The following is a 23,384-nucleotide window of genomic DNA, read 5'->3' as shown; positions in this document are numbered from 1 at the left end:
CGTTAAATAATAGCGATATTTTTAGAAAATAATTTTTAAGCCATTACAAGTAAAGCAGACTATCTTTTTAAAAATGCCTCTAAACCAGCACTAGAACTACAAAGCTAGCGTAATAATCAGTAGCAAAATTAAAGCAATATATTATTAACTGATAATAAAAGTTACGTTTAAATAACTAAAAAACTTTTGCAATTTACATAAAATGTGCTAGTACATGGTTGTTGAATAAAAAGCATACGTTATTTTTAATGAGAACAAGATGTATAAAGAAAGCGCAATGCGTGTGAAATTTAATTAATAAGGAATATTAGGGGGTTTTTGATATTGTATCTAAGAATAACCGTATTAAGAAAATGGAAAACGCTGCAGATAGACGGCAACACTTCGCAATTAGAAAATTGACTGTAGGTGCTGCTTCCGTTTTGCTTGGAACTACACTTTGGTTAGGTACTAACGCAAGCACTGCACATGCTGATGTGGCTGATGGCAATACTGAACCTGAAGCACATGAAGCAAGCGATACTCAAGCTGATAACGGTACAAGTACAGCTGAAAAAGTTGTAGTTGAACAAACAAAAACAGATGATAATACTGTTGCTGGTGACAACAATACATCATCTGTTTCAGAAAATTCAGCAATCGAACAGAGTAATTTGGATGAGAGCAATGATAAAGCTGCTTCAAATGATAAAACGAATAATGAGACAGCTGAGATTAAGAATAATACAAATAAGATTGCTGCAACAGTAGATACTTAAAAATTAGAACAAAATAAAGTTGACGCCTCTACTGTTAAACCTAATAATAACACCAAGGTGCAAAATGGTGTTAAAGATACGCTTAAGGAAAATTCTGTTGCTAAGAATACTCAAGCAGATAAGGTTGAACAAACTGTTAAAGATGCCCAAAAAGCTGCTGATTCTGCAGTTGTGTCAGAAACAGCTGGTATAAATAAGATTAATAACAGCGACTTGAATAAAGATGCTGTTGTTTCTGATGCCGGAAAATTGGGTAAGGCTGCAGATGAAAAGCAAGCTGAAACTGTAAACTTCAATTTGGATGATGCTGCATTACAAGGCCTCTCAAAGGAAGGCTCAGCTAACTTAGCTAAGTTGTTCAATACTAGTTTGGCAGTAGCTAATGAGGGTACTGAAAACCAGAATATTAACACTAATCCTAAGAATGAGAGCAAGCCTGTAACTACTTGGGATGCTGTTAGACAAGCAGCCGGTGCAGGTGATAAGAGCGTTAAAATAAAGGGTAATATTACCGCTTCAGATAATTTGAATGTTATCGGTAATTTAACTATTGAAGGTGTTGATGGCGCGACTTTAAGCTTGGGTCAAAATAGTATTGTTAACAATGGTAATTTGACTCCTGATATTACTAAAGATAAGTTAGACGACATTAAGAACTATGCTCTTTCACATACGTCTGATCAAACTTTGGAATACATTAAACACAGCCAAGCAGTAAGTCAGGATTCTGGTTGGAAGATGACAGACGCAGCTGGTAATCCAGTGACAGATCCATATGCTGCAGTAGAATCTCCTAAACTTGATGGTTACACTGCAACTATTAAGTCAACTAATGCTCCTGGCGTAACTCAAGGCGCCGATGGTTCTGAAGTTCAAGCTAAATTAAAGATTAATCCAGATGCTGTTGTAAAAGACGGTGAGTTAACTGATGCTTACAAGAATAATGGCGTAACTGGTATTCCTGAAAATTATGAAACAGTTGTAGTTTATAAGAAGGAAGCAGAAAAAGGTTCAGTAACAGTTAAGTACATCGATGATACTGCTGATAAAACTCTTGAAACCAAGGATCTTTCAGGTGAAGTTGGTGAAAAGAGTGATTACTCAACAGCTCCTACAATTGAGGATTATACAGATAAGGGTTATAAGCTGGTTAGCGATGATTATCCTAAATTTGGTGTAACTTTCACTAAAGAACCACAAAAGTATGAAGTACACCTTAAACACACTTACAGCCCAGTAACGCCTGATGATCCTCACGATGTAGATCCTAATGAAGTTACTAAGAATGTTAAGGAAACTGTTCATTATACTGGTGCAGGTGACAAGACTCCAAATGATAATGTTCAAAACGCAACTTGGACTCGTCATTTAACTAAGGACAATGTAACTGGCAAACTTGTTCCAAATGGTAAATATGATACTCCTTGGACCCCAAGTGAAACCGATTATAAGGCAGTTCCATCTCCAAAAGTTGATGACTACACTCCAGATAAGGAAACCGTACCTTCAACTCCAGTAACTATGGACGACATTAATGTTACTGTAACTTACACTAAGAATGAAACTCCAGTAGTTCCACCGGATAGTCCAAACCCAATTCCAGCACCAACACCAACTCCACAGCCTTAACCTAAGAAGCCTGAAACTCCAAAGACTCCTGAAAAGGATAAGACTCCAGAGCCTGATGTTCCTGAACCAGATGAGCCAGAGCCTGATGAATCAGACGAACCTGATGTACCAACACCACGTCGTCACCACAAGAATAAGAAGCATACGCCAGCTCCAAAGCCAGCAAATAACTGGTCGAACAACTATGCTCCTCATGGTCAAAATGGTTACTACAACAACTTCGGCCCTCATGGTCAAGGCACTCCAGGACCAAATGGCGAAACTATTATGCCAAACGGTGAAGTACTTGACCGCAACGGCAATGTAGTTGGTTACATTGATGCAAACGGTAAAATTCACTACACTTTGCTACAAACTGGTGAAAATCAGAGTGAAGGTGTAGCTGCAGCTGCCTTAGGTGGCGCTGTTGTAGCCATCGGCCTTGTTGGTTTGGTCGGTGTGAAGAGACGTCACACGAATTAAATCAACATCTTAGATACCTTTTCCCTATATGAAGGGCGATGCATGTGCATCGCTCTTTTTTTGTGTGAAAATATTGATTTATAAAAAGTAAGTGATATGATAACTATAGAATTAAACGAAAACGTAGAATACTTAAGGAGAAAATAAAATGACTGAAAAGAAACAAGATAAGGAAAAATTACAATCAGCATTTGCATCACTTAATGATAATGATAATTTAAGTGCGGGCGTTTGTGGTCCAGATGGCTGTGAAATTGACTGGAGCAAGGCAAAGAAAAATACCAAAGATGATCAAAAATAGTCTGAATACTATCCCAGATAATGCTGTTTTATATTTTGACAATGATTGGTGTGCTCAATGTTACGGTGAAACAAATGTTGTAAAAGATTTCACTCAAATAGTTGGCGATGTGGTTCCTTTCTATGAAATAAATGTCAATGAAAAACCAGAATTAGCCCAAAAATTTGAGGTATGGTCAGCTCCCAGCATTGTTTTGATCAAAAATGGAAAAAAGGTTGATCAGTTTAGTAAGTTTTTAAATTTTAACCAGTTTAAGACGTTATTTAATTACTATTTTAGTTCGTTAAAATCGAAAGAGGTGAAGGAGCATGCAAGATAAACTAGCAATTGCCTATCAAGATAGGGCTTTTGATCAAGTGTTGCGCATTGGGAAAGCCGTCAGCAATCTGACACGTTTAAAGATTATTTTTATTTTAGATCAAGGCTCTAAGTCCGTAGAGGAAATTTCAAAGGCAATCAATATTAGCGTGGGCACAACCTCTAAGAATTTACAAATATTAAAGCAAGTAAATTTAGTTAAGGAAGAAAAAAGCAAGAACTTTGTCTTTTATGCGTTGGCAAATGAGCAAGTAAGTCAACTGTTAATGCTTTTGACGACTTTAGCAGAAAAAACATTGCCAGAAATGAGATGCCTTGAAAAAACATATGATACTTTGCCGCAAACTGAAATAGCGGATCTATCAAATCAGGATAGCGCTACAACTTACGTTTTAGATTTACGTCCGACCGATGAATTCAATAATGTACATTTATCGGGAGCTCATAATATTCCATTTAATGAAATTGATTTTACTAATCTACCCTTTAGTCCTAATCAAGAAGTAATGGTTTATTGTCGTGGTCGACTTTGCGGTTATGCAAATCTGGTTGGCAATGAATTAAAAGCTAGAGGCTATACGCATGTTAGTGTTTTTAACCATAGTATGACAGAATGGCAAAAGGAAAAAGCCAAAAATTAGATACAAGCTTTTGAATTAAATAGTTGACTTACAAAAAGTTAGTGATACTATATAATTATAGTTCAACGAATTTATAGAATATTAAAACTTAGCGAGGTAATAACGATGAAAGAATACGATTTAGCTGTAATTGGTGCAGGTCCTGGTGGTATGACAGCTGCTCTTTATGGAGCTAGAGCTAACTTGAAGGTTGCAATGATTGATCGTGGTGTTTATGGTGGTCAAATGAACAACACTGCTGAGGTTGAGAATTACCCAGGTTTTCCATCAATTATGGGACCAGAATTGGGTGAAAAGATGTATAAGAGTGCAACGGATCAAGGCGTTGAATTCGTCTACGGCGATGTGCAAAAAATTGAATTAGATGGTCAAAAGCGCATTGTTAGAATGGATCCAGAAGACATTACAGCCAAGGCAGTAATTATTGCAACTGGTTCAACCAATCGTAAGCTTGGCATTCCTGGCGAAGAAGAATATAGCGGTAAAGGTGTTTCCTACTGTGCTGTCTGCGACGGTGCATTTTTCAAAGATGAAAATGTGGCTGTAGTTGGTGGTGGTGATTCCGCTATTTCTGAAGGTCTTTACCTAGCAAACTTAGCCAAGGATGTTGATGTAATTCACCGTCGTGATCAACTTCGTGCTGAAAAGGTTTTACAAACACGTGCTTTTAATAATCCTAAGATGGAATTTACTTGGGATAGTGTTCCAGTTGAAATTGTTGGTGATGAAAATAAAGTTACTGGCATCAAGGTTCACAATAAGAAGACTGATGAAGATAAGGTAATTGATGCTTCAGGTATCTTCATCTACATTGGTAATGTGCCAAATAGTGAACCATTCAAAGATTTAGAGATTACTGATGATCAAGGTTGGATTATTACTAATGATGAAATGGAAACTACTGTGCCTGGCGTTTATGCAATTGGTGACGTTCGTCAAAAGAAGTTACGTCAGATTGTTACAGCAGTTGGTGAAGGTGGTATTGCCGGTCAAAACGCCTTTGAATACATTAGTGAATTATCAGACTAATGAGGAAAAAGATGAAAATCAAATACTGGTCAGATATTGCATGCCCATTTTGCTATATTGGTTCTACTAGAATGAAAAAGGCAATGAAGGAAGTTGGCATTTATGATGATACTAAGTTGGAGCTTAAGTCATTTCAATTAAATCCAATGGAAGCTGAGACTGCTAAGAGTGGAGATTATATCAATCACTTTACTGGTGGTAAAAAAGAACTCGAAGCAGATGCTAAACAAAAGATGGCTTACATTATCCAAATGGCTGCTGGTGAGGGCTTAGAATTTCATTTGGATAAAGTTGTACCTACTAATACAATGGATGCTCATCGTTTGATCAAGTTAGCTGAGAGTAAAAATGATCGTGACTTGGTAGAAAGAGTAATCAGTCGTTTTTACAAAGTATACTTCACTGATGGTAAGTCAATTGCGGATAAAGACGTGTTGACAGCAGCTACAGTTGAAGCAGGTCTTGATAAGGATGAAGTAGAAAAAATTCTTGCTTCTGATCAATATGAACGCCAAGTTGTAGGGGATGAAGTTGAAGCACTTAGGTATCCAAGGTGCACCATTCTTTGTAATCAACAATAAATATGCAATCAGCGGTGCACAACCATATGAAGTATTTGTGCAAGCATTAGAAAAAGTTAAAGCAGAAGAAAAGTAAGCTAATAATAAAAGTCGTTGCTCTGTAGTGAGTAACGACTTTTTGTTTGGCAAATAATCGGTTAAGCTTGTTTCATGAAGTTTTCTAATTCCTTCTTAGTGAATTGATCACCGTAATCAGCCTCTAATCGATGTAAAATTTGCTGATTAGTTCCACCAAAGTCTCTTAAAGCAGAAATTAGCTTTTTAAGTCCACTAATAGTAGCTTCTTCTTTACCTTCTTGTTTTTCTTCTAAAAGTCTTGTCTCGTAGTCCATAATCTTGTCCTTCTATTTTCCTTTAGCATTTATTATAATGGCATCAATTTAATACGCAAAAAGTTGGCAAATTTTTTTCAATGATTGAAAAAATATAAATGATAGAATTAAAGTTAGATTTATGATCGATGAATTGAAAATTAATAGAAATATACACGAGGAAAATATGAAGGATATTAAATTAATTGCAATTGACATAGATGGGACCTTATTAAATAGTGAGCGCAAATTGACACCAGGTGTAATTTCTACCATTAAACAAGCAAGTGCTGTAGGAAAAAAGGTGGTTATTTGCACCGGCCGGCCACTTGCTGGGGCACGTGAATATCTTGAACCGTTAGGTCTTGATGAGCAAGATGATCAATACATCATCAGCTTTGGGGGTGCTTTGGTTGAAACTACAACTGGCCACGGTTTAATTGAAGAAACTTTATCATATGATGACTATATTAGAATTGAAGCATTAGCAAGAAAAACTAATTTACATTTTCATGTTAGTAGCGATGATTGCGTTTATACTGCTAATCGTAATATTGGTAAATATACTGTACATGAATCTGTATTGTGTAGTATTGGTATTAAATATCGTACCCAGGAAGAAATGGCTGATAAAAAGATTTATAAATGCATGTATGTCGATGATCCTGATGTTTTGAGCGCAGCAATGGCCAAGTATCAAGCTGATTTTGACCAATTAGCTAAGGAATATATGGTAGTTAAAAGTACGCCATTTTATCTTGAAGTTAATCGTAAAGGTGTCAATAAGGGAACAGCTTTAAAGGCATTGACAGAAAAATTAGGATTGACTCAAGATAACGTAATGGCAATTGGGGATGAAGCTAATGATCTGAGCATGATTGAGTACGCTGAAACTGGTGTTGCAATGGGGAATGGTACTGATTTAGTTAAAAAAACTGCGGATGTGGTAACTGCTGATAATGATCATGATGGAGTTGCTCAAGCAATTAAAAATATTTTATAGTGTAAGCGGATACGGATAGCTCTATAATAGAGTTAGAAAGAAGGTCTCGCTTATGGCTCAAGATGAAGAAAGAATTATTAGAGATAAAATTGAATATATTGTTAATCATGATGAGGAAGTAAAGAAAAATCCCGAATTGATGGAAATTGTGCGGACAGCTTATGGCAGAAGGGCTGCTGGTAAGCCGATGCAAGAAGTAGCTTTAGCACTTGATAAGGCTTTAGCAGGATATATTATTAGCCACGGTGATGATACACCTGACAGTATTTTAGATTTGCATGAAGAAATGCAAAAATTATCTGGAATTTAAAAAATACCCCATAGTGCAGTAGCTTTGCATTAATGGGGTATTTTTGGTTTTAGAGTCATTTGAATGTAAGCGAATACAAAAAGGCTATACTAAAAGTAACAGAGTATTATTTTAGTAGAAATAGTGGCCTATTATGACAAGACATAAATTTAACGTTGGAAAATGGCTTCCCAGCGATCAAGAATTTGAAAATAAATGGGTAAAAAAGGTTTATGAAGAAGCAAAGAGCGAAGAAAATAAGAATTTGCTTCCACCGGTTCAAGCTTTAAAAGAATTGATTGAATCAAATCGTTATATTTGGAATTTGTTTCAGATGATGTTTGATGAAATTCCTCAGAAAGATGTTGATACACCTGCAGGAACACCGCAGGTTCGAGACTATCACGAACTTTTATTAGTGCTTAATCGGCTAATTCAACGTGCTCCGGAATTTAATACGACTGGCTTGGTTGGTACACCAATTAATGCCGTACTTGATTATTCAATGGGAACTCGTGCCGGTTATGTTTTATTTAACGATCCACGTGTTAATGCGAAGATGAAAAATATTTTGGATTACTGAGGTCGGTATTTACAAAGTGAAGAGTCTAGTTATGTTCTGAATACTTCAGATAAAGGCTGGCTTTCACCGTATGCTTTAAATGAAATGGCTAAAGAAGCAGGCGGAGATAATTTCGTGGACTTATTTGCTGTGCGTTCAACAGATGTTAAACAAAAATTAGGTTATACTTCATGGGATGATTTCTTTACTCGTAAGTTTAAGCCAGGTATTAGACCTGTAGCATCCCCAGATGACGATGACGTGATTGCTAACGCCTGTGAATCTGCCCCATTCCGTATTGCGCATGATGTACCACTTAAAGCTAAGTTCTGGATTAAGGGACAGCCATATTCATTGATTGATTTGTTGCACAATGATCCGTGGACATCAAAGTTTGAAGGCGGTACATTGTATCAGGCATTCTTAAGTGCTCTTAGTTATCACCGCTGGAACAGCCCAGTTAGTGGTAAAATCGTTAAAGCATATAATTTAGATGGTACTTATTATGGTGAAGCTTTGGCACAAGGATTTGAAAATCCAAATGGTCCTGATAAGGTTGCCGCAAATAATTCTCAGGCATTCTTGACATCGACTGCTACTAGAGCAGTGATCTTCATTCAGGCTGATAATCCTAAGATTGGTTTGATGTGTTTTGTTGCTGTCGGCATGGGTGATGTTTCTAACAATGAAATTACCGTGCGGATTGGTCAACATGTTAACAAAGGCGATCAGTTAGGGATGTTCCACTTTGGTGGGTCAACTCACGTTTTGCTATTTAGACCAGAAGTTAAGCTCGATTTTGATATGCATGGACAAACTCCAGGTCTTGATACGACTAATATTAAAGTACGTGAAGCCATTGTACGTGTAGAATAAAATTAATGTTAAAAAAGGCGAGGAAACTGTTTTAAGCAACTTCCTCGCCTTTTTTAGTTATTCATTATCTTTAGAATCTGATTCTTTTTCATCATTTGTTTTGGTAAAATCACCATCCATACTGTTAGGACGACCGGTGTGATAATCTGTGTCGTGTTTTTCAGCTTTAGGTGATGATGCACCAGGTTCTGGCATTACCATTGCGGCAATGATGTAAAGTGCGATGCCAGGGAAAATACCAGTGAACAGAATTACAGCTGCACCGATAATTCTTACCCAAGCTGGATCAAAGCCGAAGTAGTCAGCGATACCACCGAATACACCAGCTAAAATTTTATCAGGTGATTTAGTTAATCTTTTTTGCATAATAATAGCCTCATTTCTATTTGCTATTGTTTACGTATAATTATACAGCAAGTGGCGGTGCTAGAGAGAATTACAGATCTATTTTAAGAGTTTCAACAAGTTTAAAAATATATGTGTAATTGTGTTTCTTAAGTGTTATAAAGTGTGCTATAATCTCGCTACAAGGTGGTGAGATTTTTTTATGTCTAGAATTATGTATTTAAAAGAAGCTGCTGCCTATCTTGGCAAAGCGCCGTTCACTCTTCAAAGCTGGGATCGAGCTGGAAAATTAAAAGCTCATCGAACAGCTAACAACAGACGATTTTACTATCAATCAGAGCTTGATCAGTATTTAGGCCTTGATCATAACGAGCCCATTGATAAACGCAAAATTGTGGCTTACGCGCGGGTATCTTCCAATGGGCAAAAAGACGATTTAAAAGATCAAGTTGCTTTTTTAAGGCAATTCTTGAATGCTAGAGGCATTATCGCCGATGAATATATCTCAGATATTGGATCGGGCTTAAACTATAAACGTCCTAAATGGCTTAAGTTGATCAAAGACATCGATGCAAATCAGATTAAAGAGATCTACGTTACTTATGAAGATCGCTTTATCCGTTTTGGCTTTAAGTTCTTTCAAGAATTTTGTGCTTGGCATGACTGTAAGATAATCGTCTTAAACAATGAGGATACTTCGCCAGATAAGGAGCTAGTGGAAGACTTAATTAGCGTTATTGATGTTTTTTCATGCCGTCTTTATGGACTGAGAAGGTATAAAAACAAAATAAAGAACGATCCTAATTTAAAAGAATAAGCGATGCATCTATAAAAGGAGGTGGATAAAATGCCAGAATACTATATAAAAACCAAATCCTATGAGCTGTTTCCCAACAAACAGATGAAGGCTGTTTTTGATCGCAATTGCGATTATCGGAGATTCTGCTGGAATGAAGCCTTGGCTTTGTGGAATGACGAATACGATATTAGGCAGCTGATGCTTGATAAAGAGATCAAAGCTGAACTGCGAAAGGCCAAGAGTCAACGCAAATTTACTGCCGAACAAGAAGAAATGCTTGCCAGCTATCCTGCGCCTAATTGGAAAGCCATCAGGAATAAACTAGTGGCAGAAAAAGAAGACTGGCAATTTAGCTATTCAGCCCATCTATTGCAGCTAGCCGTACAGGATTTGGGCAAAGCCTGGCAAAATTTTTTCAATAAAGCTCAAAAAGATTGGGGCAAGCCTAAATTTAAATCTAAGCGGGCTCCCAAGCAAGGCTTCAAGAGCGACCAAGCTAGAATTGTTAATGGCAAGCTGGTTTTGGAAAAGCCTCAAGGGTTGAAAGCAAATTGGCAACCAATAAAATTGTCAGAAAAGCCTTTTGATTATCCTACAGGAACAATGTCTTTTTATCGAGTAAGGGATAGGTATTATGTGGCAATTCCATATAAGATCCCCAAAGATAGGTTCGAAGTCAAAAAGAAAACAGGCAAAGCGACCGGCGTAGATATAAACGTAGGCCATTTCAATTATGAAGATGGTCAGCTTTTGATTATTCCTAAGTCTTTGACCAAAACATACAGCAAAATAAAGCATTATCAAAAGCAGCTGGCAAAGAAGCGAACAGTCAACGGTAGAATTAAAGGTGCGCAAAGCAAGAAATACTTGAAGACGAGAATCAAGCTTCAGGCATCCTATCAGCGTGCCCAAAACATTCAAACGGATTTAATGCATAAATTTACTACTGAACTGGTAAACAATTACGATCAAATAGCGATTGAAGATCTGGGAGTCAAAGGCATGCTTATGAGCCATGTGGCTTCAAAAGGCATGCATCGAAGCATGTTTGGCTTGTTTAGAAAGCTTTTAACATATAAATGCGAATGGTATGGTAAAGAACTGATTATTGCCAACAAGCTATATCCATCAACGCAAAGATGCGCAGCATGCGGCTTGGTCAAAAAAGGCGATGAAAAGATCACGCTGCAGGGCAATAAAAAGCATGGCACCAAGCATAACGAGTTTGTCTGTTATAATCCTAGCTGTCCTAATTACAATAAAAAGGTTGATCGCGACGAAAATGCCATGGCCAACCTAACGCTGCTAGTAAAGCATCCAGAGTTAAATCGAGCCTTATAAGATAATTGCGGGCGAGGCTACGTCCGAAAAGATGCCAAAAGAGCTAGTCAATGCGATTACTTCTAAATTGAAATATCGGAATACTAGCGTAGACGTTGGTAAGAGAAATGGAAAGCACGAATAGTCCAAAATGTATGAAAATAGAACATAGTCATACATTTGCTTACATTTTTCATAGCAGTAAACGGGATCTACTTGTTAATGGCCACTTTGAGCAATTAGTGCCCTTAGAAGATCAAAATAAATATGCATGGAGCGTAAAACAAGATGAAAAACAAATCATTGGCTTTTTCCGTAAATTAGCTAAGCCAAATGATACGCTTGATCGTTATCTTTCCCTCTCAAATTTAGATCAAAATGCAGACTATATCATTAATCAAAAAAATAAGGTTAGTGGTAGAGTACTTACTAATTTTGGTTTGCGTGAACCATATAAATTCAATGCTTCTAATGGTGATACAGCCCAAGTGACTGGTGATTTTCAGTCGTATCTCTTTGAAATAGAAAAAGAATAGCAAAAAGACCTAGCAAATACTGCTAGGTCTTTACTTATGCCCGCTAAAGGATTCGAACCTTCACTCAGTCACCTGAACAGCGACCTGAACGCTGCGCGTCTGCCAATTCCGCCAAGCGGGCATTTTTCTCATGTACATGAATAATAATACCAAATATTTGGTAAAATGTAAGCATAAATATACTTTATTATTCAAAAGGACGGGTTTCATGTTTTTTAGTAAAAAGATAAAACGAGCTGTTATTAGCCTCGTTGCTCTTATTTCGTTAGTATCGTGTGGTGCAACATTTTCAGCACCTGTTAAGGCGGATGTGGCTAATTATCAAACGGATCAAGTTAAATTAGATGTCAAGTCAGCAATCGCCATTGATAGTAACAGTGGCCAGGTTTTGTATGCAAAAAATGCAGATAAGACTTTGCCAATTGCTTCTATGACTAAACTTGTGACAGTTTACTTAACTTTAAATGCAATTAAGAATCAAAAACTATCTTGGGATCAAAAAGTTAAGCCAACCGCTTCTATTGTGAAGGTGGCTAATAATGCTGAGTATTCAAATGTACCTCTTAAGATGGGACATTCTTATACTATTAAGCAACTTTATCAAGCAACTTTGATCGAATCAGCTAATGGTGCTGCCATGCTTTTAGGACAAACTATCGCTGGTTCACAAAAGGCATTTATCGATCAAATGCGTGCACAAGTGAAGAAGTGGGGTATTAAAGATGCCAAAATTTACACTGCTTGTGGTTTGCCAAATGGCAATGTAGGCAAGGATGCATATCCTGGTGTAAGTAAAAATGCTGAAAATTCTATGTCAGCTAAGGACATGGCAATTGTAGGTCAAAACTTAATCAAAGATTTTCCTGAAGTATTAGAAACTACTAAATTAGCTCATTTAGACTTCAAAGACCAAGGTCATACTACTAAGATGGCTAACTTTAACTGGATGCTCAAGGGCCTTTCACAATATGATAAAGCTTATCCAGTCGATGGTTTAAAGACGGGTACTACTGATGCCGCAGGTGCTTGCTTTATTGGTACTATCAATCATGCAGGTGCACGTTTAATTACTGTAGTCATGGGTGCGCGTCACAAGGATGGTACTGACCCTGCACGTTTTATGCAAACTAAGAAGTTAATGAACTATGTCTTTACTAAGTATCGTCCAGTAACTTTTAACGCAAGTAGTCAAATGGCTGGTGCTAAAAACATCAAGGTAACTGATGGAGATAATGCCACTACTAATTTGGGTCTTAAAGAAAAGACAACAATTTGGGATCCTGCTGATGGTAAAACCTTAGTAGCTAAGTTAAACAAGCAAACAGTTGAGGCACCAATTACTAAAGGTCAAGTAGTAGGCAATTATCAATTTAAGTCTGGCAATGAAAAGATTATTTCATTATCAAATCCTAATGGAATGAATGTAAAAGCTAAGGCACTTGCCGCAAATGGTAAGGTTAATTTCTTTGTAAGAATTTGGCGGATGCTTTTCGGGGGCAGATAAAATGACGGAAATAACTGAAGACATTTTAAAGAAAGTTATCAAAAAAAGGGCAAGTGACAGCTACAAAGGAAAATATGGTCGCGTGCTTTTAATTGGCGGTAGTGACAACTATGGCGGCGCAATTATTATGTCTACTGAAGGTGCTATAAATGCTGGTGCTGGGTTAGTAGCTACTGCAACACATCCTATGAATTTATCTGCTTTGCATGCTCGTTTGCCAGAAGCGATGTTTATTGACTGGCGCGATAGCAAGTTAGCGGATTTAATCAAAAAGGTGGACGTAGTTGTCTGCGGTCCTGGACTTGGGATGAGTGATTTAGCTAAACAAATTTTGGTAATTCTAAGAAGATGTACTTCAGAAAGTCAAACCGTGGTTTTGGATGCTAGTGCATTAGATTTAATTAGTGAAGACAAAACATTATTGCCTGCTAATGCTGGGCACTTGATTTTGACGCCACATCAAATGGAATGGCAAAGATTAAGTCAAATTCGTATCCCATTTCAAACAGATAGTGCTAATGTAGATGCTCTTAATCAGTTAATTCCGGATAGTAATGCAATGCTGGTTTTAAAATCTAATCATACACATGTTTATGATGGTACAGGTCAATTCTTTGTTAATCCAATCGGTAATCCTGGCATGGCTACTGGCGGCATGGGTGACACTTTGGCTGGAATCATCGGCGGTTTTGTTGCACAATTTGGTCCAAGCGTCGATACAGTTTTAGCAGCTGTTTATATTCATTCTTTAGCTGGTGATTTAATCAATAAAGATGATTATGTAGTTAGACCAACCAAAATTTCTAAAGTATTGCCTAAATTAATGAAAAAATATTCCGAATTAGACTAAACATGTTAAAATCTTATATAGTCATAAAAGACATCCCCATTATTAGGGATGTTTTTTAACATCATGCTATGAATACGCATAGCATATTTCAATAAAACTAAAACTATTAATTAAAGAAGATTGCTATATTTATGAAGAAAAATATTGTTATTGGTGTTGCTAGTATTGTAATCGCATTCGGAGCTATTATTGGTTTAGCTAAGGCTTGTGCACCTAAGTCTGACGCTTCTCAAGAAGCAGCTACCACGCAAACTAAGGCTAAAACCAAAGCTACTAAGCCTAAGAAAAAAGCTAAGAAGATAGATGATGGTGCCTTGTATCGTCCTTACCGTGATCCTAAGGATTTACGTAAAGCAGGCGCTTGGAAAAAGAAAAGTGAAATCAAAAAATATCCTAAGATTAAGCCAAATGAACAAGATTTAACCTTGCGAGTATCTTTAAAAGGTAACCGGACTTATTTGCTGAGAAAAGGCAAAGTTCTTTACACAATGTTATCTACGGGAGGGATTTACAAAAAGGGAAAATCCCTTACGCCAACTGGAACTTACAAGATTCAAAACGGTCGTGGAGATAGTTTCTTCAATTATAATTTAGGTGAAGGAGCTAACAATTGGACCAGTTGGAGTCCGGATAATGTTTACTTATTCCACTCTGTGCCAACAAAGGCGGACTATAGTTATAACCTAAAAGAAGCAGCTAAATTGGGCAGAACTCAAGGATCTCACGGCTGTATTCGTTTAAGTGTACCTGATTCTAAGTGGATTATGAATCATATTCCAGATGGAACTAAGGTAGTTATTAAGGATAATTAGAACAAAGAAGCGCTACTCAAGTTGTGAGTAACGCTTCTTTTCATAGTGAATTTAATGAAAAATGCCCGGAAATCCCCGTATTTTAATGCGGGGATGGATAGGACCAAGCTGATCTAGCAGTCAGCTTTTTTATTTTAAAAATAGAAACATATGTTTGCCTATCCTGTAAAATATAAATATCTAATCTATGAGTCATGTGGTGATAAGTCAATGTAAAAGTTAATTTTATTTCTAATTTAGTTTGTTTTATAACCAAAATTTGCGTACATGAAACTAAGCCCTAGTTTTAGGGTTTTTAAAAATTATTTCTACTCCTCCAAAAATGTTTTAGACCAATTGATTACCTCGGTGTTTTATAGATTTGACCATTTTTGAGCAAAGTAAAAATAGTCCTGGATAGTTTTTTTGCACAGAGAATGCAAGCTCGTTTGTGTGAGGAAAATGATGCTTCATTATAATTCTTTTGGTAGTATTTGGCGAAAACAGGATCTCTTAATCTGATAATAATTTTATATGCATAGTTACAAAACTTCATTAAATTGTGGTAAATTTTCTTACAGGGAAGTGCAACATTGGTTAATAATCAGCGTATAATTAAGGTTAGGGGATATCATTAATAGCTAGAAAAATAAGAATTTCACAATTGAATATTGCTTTAAAAAATTAACTAGAGAAAGGAGTGAAAAGTATCGCTTCCAAGATAAGCTAATCATGAAAGCTATACGCTAAATTATGCTAGCCAAGGGTAATAGAGTCGAAAGATTAAAGCAAACAATGGATCAAAAGCCTACTTTTGGTTTTCGAAAGTTATCAATTGGTATTGCCTCGGTAATGCTAGGAGTAACTTTTTTTATGGCTGGTGGGCATACTGTTTTTGCTGAAACTTCTAGCTCGCAAACAACTGATAATAATACTATAACAAGAGATCAAACCACAAATACAAAACTGAATATTGTTGGGCAGCCTAAGGATTCAACTTCAACGGATCAGACTTCTCAAACACAAACGAATAATGAAAACCAAACTCAAGATGCCAAGGTTGATCAATCAGTTTCTGCAACTGATACTACTAGTAATGACAAAGTAAAATCTACTACGAATGCAACTGATACGGTAACTGAAAAAACAACATCAACAACAGATTCTAAAGCTACTGCACCTACCAATACTGGTGATAAAGCTTTGACTGAAACGAACACACCGGATAGTGCAAAGCAAATAACTACGTCTACTACAAATAGTATAGTAGCAACCAATTTAGCCGTAGCAACCAATTTAGCTGTAGCACCCGCAACTTTGGCCACTACTGATTCTGATTTGGCGGTTACTGATGATAATGGCATTACCTTATCGATCGACCGTAATACTGTTGGTAACGATGGTACTGATGGTGCCCCAATTAATATTAACTTATCTGGTACTTTTCAAGCTGGTGAAGTTTATGGTATTACGGTACCAGTAACGACTTTTGGGATTGATGATTCTAATTTTAATAATACAATCATAGTCAATCGTGGGGTTATTTCTAAGAATGATCAAACAGTTGATGGACAAAAATATCGTAATTACAAACTAACAGTAAGCAATGACTTTACTACTACAACCGGTTTTAAGCTAGTAATTCCAGATGGTAACAACTATGCTGGAAAACCTGCAGCAACTTCAAGTAATGCGATTGATCCAGCTGGCGAAGTTAAACGAGAAATTACATGGGGCTACGTGGATCCTGATAAAGTTGAAGTGAAAAATAAATCCTTATACTTTACTACTATAATTAAGGATTCCATGCACCCAACATTTAAGCAAGCTAAGCCTAGTCCCAATAAGGTTACGCAACTACAAACCAATACTAATTATGATTTTCAGTTAAATATTAACCAACCCACGGGAATACAAAACGATACCAGTTATTGCGCCAATAAAGTTAATAGTGCGGTTAATATGGGAACGACGATTACCATTCCCGTACCTGGTGATTTCTTAATCGATCCTGATGCTAGTTTACGAGCAAGTGGCGTGCCTGATGGAAAAACCACAATTACCCAAGAAAAAGCTGGAGCAGATATTGTAATTACAGTGGCAGCTGGAGCAGGTTCGCAAAATGCTGACACTACTCCTAATGCTACTGGGTATCACTTGGTAGGAAAATTCATGCAGCCCGTTGAGCCGTTTGAGAATAAGATCTATAAAGCTGGTGGCAATATTAAAATTGATCAACAAGTAAGAACCGTTGATGGCATTTCAACTATTTCAGCAACCATCGATCAGCCATGGTCAGTTAATCTAGTTGGGCCTAAAGTAACGCCTAAACAAGGTGATTTAGCAACTCAAATTGTTGGCAATAACGGAAGCAACACTCTTATTCAAAAGCAAGCAACCAACATTGTGAACTATTTTGGCTTTACCAATGATACTTCAATTAGTTTTACCAATAGTCTCCATATTCAAGTTGGTTTTGATGAAAATTTGGCAGTGACTGGTATCAAAACTCCTGATATTAATGCCACCTTGCGACCAGGATTAACTTCTTACCAATATATTATTGAAGTTGTAGATAAGGCAACGCAAAAGCACCGCTTTATTACAGCGTCGGTTGATGCTGGGCAAGTTATTGCTGCACCTACGGGAACCACCATCTATAAGGCCGATATTTTGCCTAATTATGTTGAAGTAGGGGCAACTACCAAGATGGGTTTGGATCTTTCAGACATCCTGAAAAGTAATAGTGGTAGTACGACCCAAAATGAGGATCCGGATGTTTTTGAAGCCTATGGCTATATTTCAGATAAGCTGAATAATATGGCAACTTTGCCACCAGATACAACTGTATCGACTAAGATTGCGATTCGGTCTGCAGATTTTAATAATAATCAAATTGCAAACTCAGCAGTGGACCAAAAGGTTTTGGGCTTGGATAGCTTAACAGCTGCAATGCAAGCCTGGGGATACCAGAGTAGTAAATTATATGATCCAATTAATCCGACTAAATCAGCTGGATCAATTGATATGCACTTTGATACGGATCCTAAAGCAACCACGGTAAAAGTTTTTGAACCAATCTTTTACTATGTTTTACCAAAATACTTCAGTTTTAGTGGTGGTTGGGATGCTGTTGAAGATAAAGCTAAAGATGCCAATACTGGTAAAGTGATCGAGCCTAAATTTGAAACTTATATGGTTGATGGGCGTCAAGTAGTTAAACTAGACTATACTGGAACCGGATTTAACTATAATACTAATGACAGTCAATCTCATGATAGGCTTTACATCACAATCGATCCTGATGGCGTTGCTGGAGATTATTACTATGATGCATTTGTTTATACTAAGTCGGGAATGAGTCATTATACGACAAAGTATACTGCTACCAATCTAGATGATCAGACTAAGGCGTTTACTAAAAATATTACTAACAGTGATATTCCAGGCTCGCTTTATAAGTTATCCTATTTGTATGGCAACCGATTCACTATTAAATCACCAGTTATTGCTTATGTTCCTAACATGGCTCAAGGTAATGAAGATCCTAAGGCTGCTGTCAAAGGAACCAGTGATACTAAAGGCGACGGAACAATGTATTACTACGTTAACGTAGCTAACTATGATTTGAATGTGATCAAAGATGGGAGGCTGTTGATTAACGTTCCATTAGCCAGTGACAATAGCACTAGTTTTGACTTCACTGTTGATGGTCCCGTTACTTATGATGCTTCTTATGATAAGACTTTTGATAATAGTTTTACTTTCTACTACGCAAATGACGTTCAACGGTTGCCATCGACTAAGGAAAAGGGTATTCAACCTTCACTAGATAATTATGTTACTGGTGATCAAGTTAAAGACTGGTCTAAGGTTAAATCGATCATTGTGAAGTTTTCGAAAGATATTCCAGCTGCTGATCAAATAGGACGTTTCGTAATTAAGGGACATGATCCTAACTTTAAGTCTGACGCTGGTAAAACAGGTTATATAAGAGTGGCTTTGACGGGATCGAAATTCACGCCATTTGTCTCAACTGACACAGGTATTCAAATTGTTGGTAAATCAACGATCGATACGAGATTGCATTATGTTGACGCCAATGGCGAGGATCAATATATTGAAGTTCCATCCATGGCTAAGACTTATGTCGAAAATAAAGACGTCATGAATCTTGCAGATTTTGATCCAAAGAATATTCCGTCTACCTTGATTCCAGAAAATTATGAACTCAGTTCTTCAATTCCTAGCTTCATCATTACTAATTCTGATGATGAAGCTCAAAATGCAGGTTTTGGCAAACAGGTCAAGTATTACTTTAATGGAGATATCGTTCAGTTTGAACTGAAACATAAGACGAAATCGGAAGCTAAGACGATTCAAGATACAACCTACTATGAGTATGATAATAGTTCTAGCAAGTACCAAGCAGGTGGAACTGATGATCAAAATACAATTGTTGTAAATGGCCAAAAAGCTACTCCTACTTCGTATACATATAGTCTAAAACGAGTAACGGATTTGGTTACAGGTAAAGCAACTTACTATGTTGTTAACACCAGCACCAATGAAAGTATTGCTGTTGATGAAAATGGTAATTTTACGATTCCTGGGGTTAAGGGGTTGCCATCTTTGTCAGGCTACACTGCTAATACCGCAGATTCGACGTTGGCACAAACGGCTAAAAATTATAATATTAATTCGCTATTTACAGCGAATCCAACAACTGATCAAATAGTATCAAAACGTGTAGTACATTATATTCCGGATAACCAAACATTGACTTATACAATGTTCAATGAAACTCAAAAAAAGTGGATTACTACTGTACCAATCGGGTTTTTAAATGGAAAAACTGATGATGATGCGTCTGGTGCGCTTGAAGCGCTTAGGAAAAAAGTTCACGATTTCTTAACGCCAAATGCATATAAACTTGATCAGATCCATTACTTTGATACGGGGACAGGGCAACCAAATATTGTCTATTACGATGATAGTTTTAATATTGACACTGGTAAGTTGGTGGCACCAGAGAAGTTTACTGGTGATACTGAAAAGAACAATGTGCTTATTTATGTAAAAGACCCGGTTAACTATAATCAACAGGCTAAAGCAATATCACGAACTATTTATTACCATGATGCCGATCAAAATGATAAAACATTAAATCACTTACCAATTAAACCATTGCCTAAAAAGGATTATCCAGATACAATTTCGCAAAGTGTTTACTACAAGCGTTTTGAAGTAACTGATGCGATTACTTCCGCAATTCTTGGTTATTATAAGCCTAGTCAGTTGGAATTGGTCGATGGGTCGTGGAAGCCTAAAGCCGGCGAATCATATATTCCATATGATGTTAGTGATCAATATTCTGGTTTTGAAATTGACACAGAAAATGGAAATTCATCTAAGCAAGATGCGGTAATTAATTATGATCTGTCCAAATTTGGTTATGAAGGTCCAGTTGATGAAAACGGTAATGCCTTTTTAAAGGTAGCAGAAGCTGTTCCTAGTGTAGATGGCAAATCAACGATAGTTAATGTCTACTATCATCACAAACTAGTGACGATTGCACCTGATAAATTGCCAACTGCAGGTGAAAAAGTTGATGCAAGTGATCCAAACAGTCCAGTATATCCAATTAACGACTATGATCCTAATGCTATATCTAGCCAATCCTCAGCTCAGCGAACAATTCACCATGTTTATGCTAATGGAACTGAAATCAATGGGGGTGATGTCAGTGGTAAAGCCGTCGTAGGTTTAAGTGACACGATTCAAACCGTAACTTTCTATCAAGATGCAACGATTGATTTAGTTACAGGAAAAATTACTTATACCGGAAATTATCGTGCAGTAAAATCCGCAACTACTCAAAATGGTACGACCACTAGCGTGCCAAATTATGGTCAGTTCACTGAAGTAACATCGCCATCGATTGCTAATTATGTGCCCGTTGATGCTACTGTAGATAGTGCGAATGCTAGCGTAGGCGATGTCCCGAAGACAGTTAACGTAGCATATATAGCTGCTCAAACGTATGCCGTAATAACTTATATTGATGCCGATAATGATGGTAGTACGATCATAGCTGATACTATGCATGGTTCACATGGATCACAGATTAAGTATTCAACTGATAAGCGTAAGCGGCTAGAAGATCTTGTGGCTAAAGGCTATGAATTGGTAACTGATGGCTATTCTGATGATACTAATAAGTATTTTGACAATCAAAAAGTTCAGAAATGGACTGTAACGATGCGTCACAAAAAAATTGAGGTTAATCCTGATAAATGCCACGCAACTGGTGATGATTTAACTACTAATGAGGGCTATAAGGGTACTTATCCTCAAGGCGTAAATGAAAAGGATTTGAATCGAAAGGTATCACGGACAATTAAATTCAAGTATGCGACATCGGCTGGCAAAGATCTAAGAGATCAACCTGTAGTTGATGATCAAGGGCAAGAACTTAAAGATATTGTTCAAAATGTTTTTTACCAAAGAAAAGCTACAATTGACTTGGTAAAATTAAAATTAGCGGATCCTGCGCAAGCCAAGAATGCAGTTACATACAGCGATTGGCAAATAAAATCCGATTCAAATACCAATTTTAGCAGCGTTAGCGTCTTACCGGTTGCTGGCTATAAAGCTAGTCAAGCAACAGTTAAAGAAAAAACACCGACAATTGATCCGGTTAATGGCCCTGAAGATGGAGAGACTGAAGTAGTACTTTACTCACCAATTTCTCAATCTGTAACGGTACAATTCGTTTATAAGAATGTTGATAAGAATGGAAAAGTCATTGAGAATGTCATTGAGCCAGAATATACCTTCTCAGGTTTAACAGGGCAAACCGTCGAATTTGGACATCGGATTGCACCGCCAAAGGGGTGGAAGCTAGTTGATCCTAAGACTCAAATTCCTACTGAGGTTAGCTTTGGTAAGACACCTTTAGCAAACATTAGAATTGAAATCGAACATGCTACAGTTCACTTGAATCATGATGAATATCATGAAGCGAACACTGGGACTTTACCTGATAACAGTATCCGTCCATTCCCAGCTGGGGTTGATCATGATGATTTGAATCAAACAGTCACAAGAACAATCAGAGTTCACATGCCTGATGGCACGATCAAGAGTATGGATCAAATCTTGAGCTTTACTCGTGGGGCTACAATCGATGAAATTAACGGTAATGTAACTTACGATAAATGGACTGCTGTTGATGGTACGACGATGAAAGCAGTTAAAGCAACAGACATTGTTGCTACACCTGCTGGTTATAGTCCAATGCTAGAAGCAGTTGAATTAACAGGCGTAGATCCTAATGCCCAGGATACAATTGTTGATATCAGTTATGAACCAAATACGCAAAAGGCTCATTTGAGGATTGTTGACTATGATGCTTTAGTTGATGGCAAACCTAAAGAGTTGTTCACTACATCATCTTCAGGTAAATTTGGCACGAATGTTTACTTCGATAACTTGAAAGATGAATTAGATAAACTAAGTAATGAAAACTATCAAGTTGATATGTCGAGATTGCCTGAGAATAGTAAGTATCAAGCTGATGATAATAACAACAAATTTGTCATTCACGTAACACACAAGACAGCTCCAGCTACTGGTTCTCGCGATATTCGTGAAAAGATCTCATATGTTTATGTCGACAAAAATGGTGTAGAGCACACCATTCATGATGACTACATTACTGATGCAGCTAACAGAGTCGTATTTATTCAACATGGGACGTTGGACCTGGTAACTGATACTTATACTTGGCAACATGATTGGACATCAAAGACTGGTAATTTTGTCAGAATTCCTAGTCCTGAAATTCAAGGTTATGTAGTTCGATCTGGTATGGAAGCAGTGCCTGCTCAGAAAGTAGCAATTGATGGTGAAGATGGCGATAAGATTTCCGCAGTTAACGACCAATTAGGTGGAAAAATTGCCCAGACTAACACTGACCATCAAGTTCAGACCTGGGTAATCAGCTACAAGATTTACTATAATGCTGCTCAACAATCGACGAAGGTAACTTATGTTGATGATGACGAACAAGGTAAGGAAATCAGAAGTAATGAGATCACCGGTCACACTTTTGATACTGTAGCTACTGGTATTGCTAACCCAGATCCAACTAAATACGATTTAGTTAATAGTGATAATTTACCAGATGAAATTGTCTTTGGTACTACCGGCTATCCTGAAATCACAGTTCACTTAAAGCATAAACTAGCTGATACCAGCCGAACCTTGAAGACGACCAGAACGATAGTCTATGTCAATGAACAAGGAAAACAAATGGCAGATCCAGTTGACCAAACCTTGATCTTTACCCAAACTGGTAAAAAAGATTTAGTTACTGGTGAAATTACTTGGAATCCAGATTATACTCAAAGCTTGACGTGGAAGTCTGTTACTAGTCCTCAAATAGCTGGCTACACTCCAGATCTTACCAAGGTCG

General features: G+C 37.2%; 18 protein-coding genes, 1 tRNA gene and 3 pseudogenes. 18 read left to right on the top strand and 4 right to left on the bottom strand.

Annotation, left to right across the window (positions count from 1 at the left end; translation table 11 throughout):
• Window positions 1–353: 353 nt before the first annotated feature.
• From JEM49_RS03660 to JEM49_RS03625, 8 genes and pseudogenes are all read left to right on the top strand, one after another.
• On the top strand, window positions 354–758 hold the full coding sequence (locus tag JEM49_RS03660; RefSeq protein ID WP_087176719.1) for a YSIRK-type signal peptide-containing protein: 405 nt from the start codon (window positions 354–356) through the stop codon (window positions 756–758).
• A gap of 57 nt (window positions 759–815) precedes the next feature.
• Window positions 816–2,387, top strand: coding sequence for a mucin-binding protein (locus JEM49_RS10725; RefSeq protein ID WP_342211667.1), 1,572 nt, complete (start codon window positions 816–818; stop codon window positions 2,385–2,387).
• Window positions 2,388–2,654: 267 nt separating this feature from the next.
• On the top strand, window positions 2,655–2,849 hold the full coding sequence (locus JEM49_RS10455) for an LPXTG cell wall anchor domain-containing protein (RefSeq protein WP_242509754.1): 195 nt from the start codon (window positions 2,655–2,657) through the stop codon (window positions 2,847–2,849).
• A 148-nt stretch (window positions 2,850–2,997) separates the two neighbouring features.
• Window positions 2,998–3,150 (top strand): hypothetical protein, encoded by a 153-nt coding sequence (locus tag JEM49_RS03645; RefSeq protein ID WP_087176718.1) that lies wholly within the window; start codon window positions 2,998–3,000, stop codon window positions 3,148–3,150.
• Window positions 3,098–3,469, top strand: coding sequence for a thioredoxin family protein (locus tag JEM49_RS03640; protein WP_283598415.1), 372 nt, complete (start codon window positions 3,098–3,100; stop codon window positions 3,467–3,469). The genes JEM49_RS03645 and JEM49_RS03640 overlap by 53 nt, the downstream gene beginning before the upstream one ends.
• Window positions 3,459–4,109, top strand: coding sequence for an ArsR/SmtB family transcription factor (locus JEM49_RS03635; RefSeq protein ID WP_025005506.1), 651 nt, complete (start codon window positions 3,459–3,461; stop codon window positions 4,107–4,109). The genes JEM49_RS03640 and JEM49_RS03635 overlap by 11 nt, the downstream gene beginning before the upstream one ends.
• 105 nt (window positions 4,110–4,214) lie before the next feature.
• Window positions 4,215–5,138, top strand: a complete 924-nt coding sequence (trxB, locus tag JEM49_RS03630) for a thioredoxin-disulfide reductase (protein ID WP_025005507.1) — start codon at window positions 4,215–4,217, stop codon at window positions 5,136–5,138.
• 11 nt (window positions 5,139–5,149) lie between these two features.
• Window positions 5,150–5,795 (top strand): annotated as a pseudogene (locus JEM49_RS03625) (DsbA family oxidoreductase).
• Window positions 5,796–5,856: 61 nt separating this feature from the next.
• On the opposite strand, the gene JEM49_RS03620 reads toward JEM49_RS03625, so the two are convergent.
• Window positions 5,857–6,051, bottom strand: a complete 195-nt coding sequence (locus JEM49_RS03620) for a hypothetical protein (RefSeq protein WP_025005509.1) — start codon at window positions 6,049–6,051, stop codon at window positions 5,857–5,859.
• A gap of 166 nt (window positions 6,052–6,217) precedes the next feature.
• On the opposite strand from JEM49_RS03620, the gene yidA reads away from it, so the two are divergent.
• The 3 genes and pseudogenes from yidA (at window position 6,218) to JEM49_RS03605 (ending at window position 8,760) form a co-directional block, all read left to right on the top strand.
• Window positions 6,218–7,033 carry a sugar-phosphatase gene (yidA, locus tag JEM49_RS03615; RefSeq protein ID WP_201873684.1) on the top strand — a complete coding sequence of 272 codons (816 nt, stop codon included), beginning with the start codon at window positions 6,218–6,220 and terminating at the stop codon, window positions 7,031–7,033.
• Between the two features lie 52 nt (window positions 7,034–7,085).
• The gene (locus JEM49_RS03610) at window positions 7,086–7,343 is read left to right on the top strand and encodes a bacteriocin immunity protein (RefSeq protein ID WP_025005511.1); all 258 of its coding nucleotides are present in this window, start codon (window positions 7,086–7,088) and stop codon (window positions 7,341–7,343) included.
• Between the two features lie 133 nt (window positions 7,344–7,476).
• Window positions 7,477–8,760, top strand: a pseudogene (locus tag JEM49_RS03605) (phophatidylserine decarboxylase associated domain-containing protein).
• Between the two features lie 57 nt (window positions 8,761–8,817).
• On the opposite strand, the gene JEM49_RS03600 reads toward JEM49_RS03605, so the two are convergent.
• On the bottom strand, window positions 8,818–9,126 hold the full coding sequence (locus JEM49_RS03600; protein WP_201873682.1) for a PspC domain-containing protein: 309 nt from the start codon (window positions 9,124–9,126) through the stop codon (window positions 8,818–8,820).
• A 181-nt stretch (window positions 9,127–9,307) separates the two neighbouring features.
• Between JEM49_RS03600 and JEM49_RS03595 the strand changes: the two genes are divergently transcribed.
• The 3 genes from JEM49_RS03595 to JEM49_RS03585 all read left to right on the top strand — a co-directional run bounded on the left by JEM49_RS03595 (window position 9,308) and on the right by JEM49_RS03585 (window position 11,760).
• Window positions 9,308–9,922 (top strand): IS607 family transposase, encoded by a 615-nt coding sequence (locus JEM49_RS03595; RefSeq protein WP_201873680.1) that lies wholly within the window; start codon window positions 9,308–9,310, stop codon window positions 9,920–9,922.
• Window positions 9,923–9,952: 30 nt separating this feature from the next.
• Window positions 9,953–11,245, top strand: coding sequence for an RNA-guided endonuclease InsQ/TnpB family protein (locus JEM49_RS03590; protein ID WP_201873679.1), 1,293 nt, complete (start codon window positions 9,953–9,955; stop codon window positions 11,243–11,245).
• Between the two features lie 134 nt (window positions 11,246–11,379).
• Window positions 11,380–11,760, top strand: a complete 381-nt coding sequence (locus JEM49_RS03585) for a GH36 C-terminal domain-containing protein (protein ID WP_242509752.1) — start codon at window positions 11,380–11,382, stop codon at window positions 11,758–11,760.
• Between the two features lie 37 nt (window positions 11,761–11,797).
• On the opposite strand, the gene JEM49_RS03580 is transcribed toward JEM49_RS03585, so the two are convergent.
• Window positions 11,798–11,881 (bottom strand) — tRNA-Leu (locus JEM49_RS03580).
• Window positions 11,882–11,968: 87 nt separating this feature from the next.
• Here JEM49_RS03580 and JEM49_RS03575 point away from each other — a divergent pair.
• The 3 genes from JEM49_RS03575 (at window position 11,969) to JEM49_RS03565 (ending at window position 14,926) form a co-directional block, all read left to right on the top strand.
• Entirely contained in the window at window positions 11,969–13,264 is a 1,296-nt protein-coding gene (locus tag JEM49_RS03575) for a serine hydrolase (protein ID WP_201873677.1), read from the top strand.
• A gap of 1 nt (window position 13,265) precedes the next feature.
• Window positions 13,266–14,114 carry an NAD(P)H-hydrate dehydratase gene (locus tag JEM49_RS03570; protein WP_025005517.1) on the top strand — a complete coding sequence of 283 codons (849 nt, stop codon included), beginning with the start codon at window positions 13,266–13,268 and terminating at the stop codon, window positions 14,112–14,114.
• Between the two features lie 131 nt (window positions 14,115–14,245).
• Window positions 14,246–14,926: a L,D-transpeptidase gene (locus JEM49_RS03565; protein ID WP_201873676.1), complete on the top strand. Its 681-nt coding sequence runs from the start codon at window positions 14,246–14,248 to the stop codon at window positions 14,924–14,926.
• A gap of 340 nt (window positions 14,927–15,266) precedes the next feature.
• On the opposite strand, the pseudogene JEM49_RS10785 reads toward JEM49_RS03565, so the two are convergent.
• A pseudogene (locus JEM49_RS10785) lies at window positions 15,267–15,431 on the bottom strand (IS110 family transposase); the annotation flags it as partial.
• 227 nt (window positions 15,432–15,658) lie between these two features.
• Between JEM49_RS10785 and JEM49_RS03560 the strand changes: the two are divergent.
• The coding region (locus JEM49_RS03560) for a mucin-binding protein (RefSeq protein WP_201873675.1) at window positions 15,659–23,384 on the top strand (7,726 nt) is incomplete at its 3' end.

It is taken from the genome of Lactobacillus sp. A27 (genome assembly GCF_016742815.1).
Taxonomy (GTDB): Bacteria; Bacillota; Bacilli; order Lactobacillales; family Lactobacillaceae; genus Lactobacillus; species Lactobacillus gallinarum.
Note: the sequence above shows the minus strand (reverse complement) of the source record. Positions and strands in the feature narration are given on the sequence as shown.

What these genes read in the sequence shown, in the direction of transcription:
- JEM49_RS03660 (WP_087176719.1), top strand. Translation starts at nt 354, where the DNA reads ATGGAAAACGCTGCAGATAGACGGCAACACTTCGCAATTAGAAAATTG.
- JEM49_RS10455 (WP_242509754.1), top strand. Translation starts at nt 2,655, where the DNA reads ATGCCAAACGGTGAAGTACTTGACCGCAACGGCAATGTAGTTGGTTAC.
- JEM49_RS03645 (WP_087176718.1), top strand. Translation starts at nt 2,998, where the DNA reads ATGACTGAAAAGAAACAAGATAAGGAAAAATTACAATCAGCATTTGCA.
- JEM49_RS03635 (WP_025005506.1), top strand. Translation starts at nt 3,459, where the DNA reads ATGCAAGATAAACTAGCAATTGCCTATCAAGATAGGGCTTTTGATCAA.
- trxB (WP_025005507.1), top strand. Translation starts at nt 4,215, where the DNA reads ATGAAAGAATACGATTTAGCTGTAATTGGTGCAGGTCCTGGTGGTATG.
- JEM49_RS03620 (WP_025005509.1), bottom strand. Translation starts at nt 6,051, where the DNA reads ATGGACTACGAGACAAGACTTTTAGAAGAAAAACAAGAAGGTAAAGAA.
- yidA (WP_201873684.1), top strand. Translation starts at nt 6,218, where the DNA reads ATGAAGGATATTAAATTAATTGCAATTGACATAGATGGGACCTTATTA.
- JEM49_RS03610 (WP_025005511.1), top strand. Translation starts at nt 7,086, where the DNA reads ATGGCTCAAGATGAAGAAAGAATTATTAGAGATAAAATTGAATATATT.
- JEM49_RS03600 (WP_201873682.1), bottom strand. Translation starts at nt 9,126, where the DNA reads ATGCAAAAAAGATTAACTAAATCACCTGATAAAATTTTAGCTGGTGTA.
- JEM49_RS03595 (WP_201873680.1), top strand. Translation starts at nt 9,308, where the DNA reads ATGTCTAGAATTATGTATTTAAAAGAAGCTGCTGCCTATCTTGGCAAA.
- JEM49_RS03590 (WP_201873679.1), top strand. Translation starts at nt 9,953, where the DNA reads ATGCCAGAATACTATATAAAAACCAAATCCTATGAGCTGTTTCCCAAC.
- JEM49_RS03585 (WP_242509752.1), top strand. Translation starts at nt 11,380, where the DNA reads ATGAAAATAGAACATAGTCATACATTTGCTTACATTTTTCATAGCAGT.
- JEM49_RS03575 (WP_201873677.1), top strand. Translation starts at nt 11,969, where the DNA reads ATGTTTTTTAGTAAAAAGATAAAACGAGCTGTTATTAGCCTCGTTGCT.
- JEM49_RS03570 (WP_025005517.1), top strand. Translation starts at nt 13,266, where the DNA reads ATGACGGAAATAACTGAAGACATTTTAAAGAAAGTTATCAAAAAAAGG.
- JEM49_RS03565 (WP_201873676.1), top strand. Translation starts at nt 14,246, where the DNA reads ATGAAGAAAAATATTGTTATTGGTGTTGCTAGTATTGTAATCGCATTC.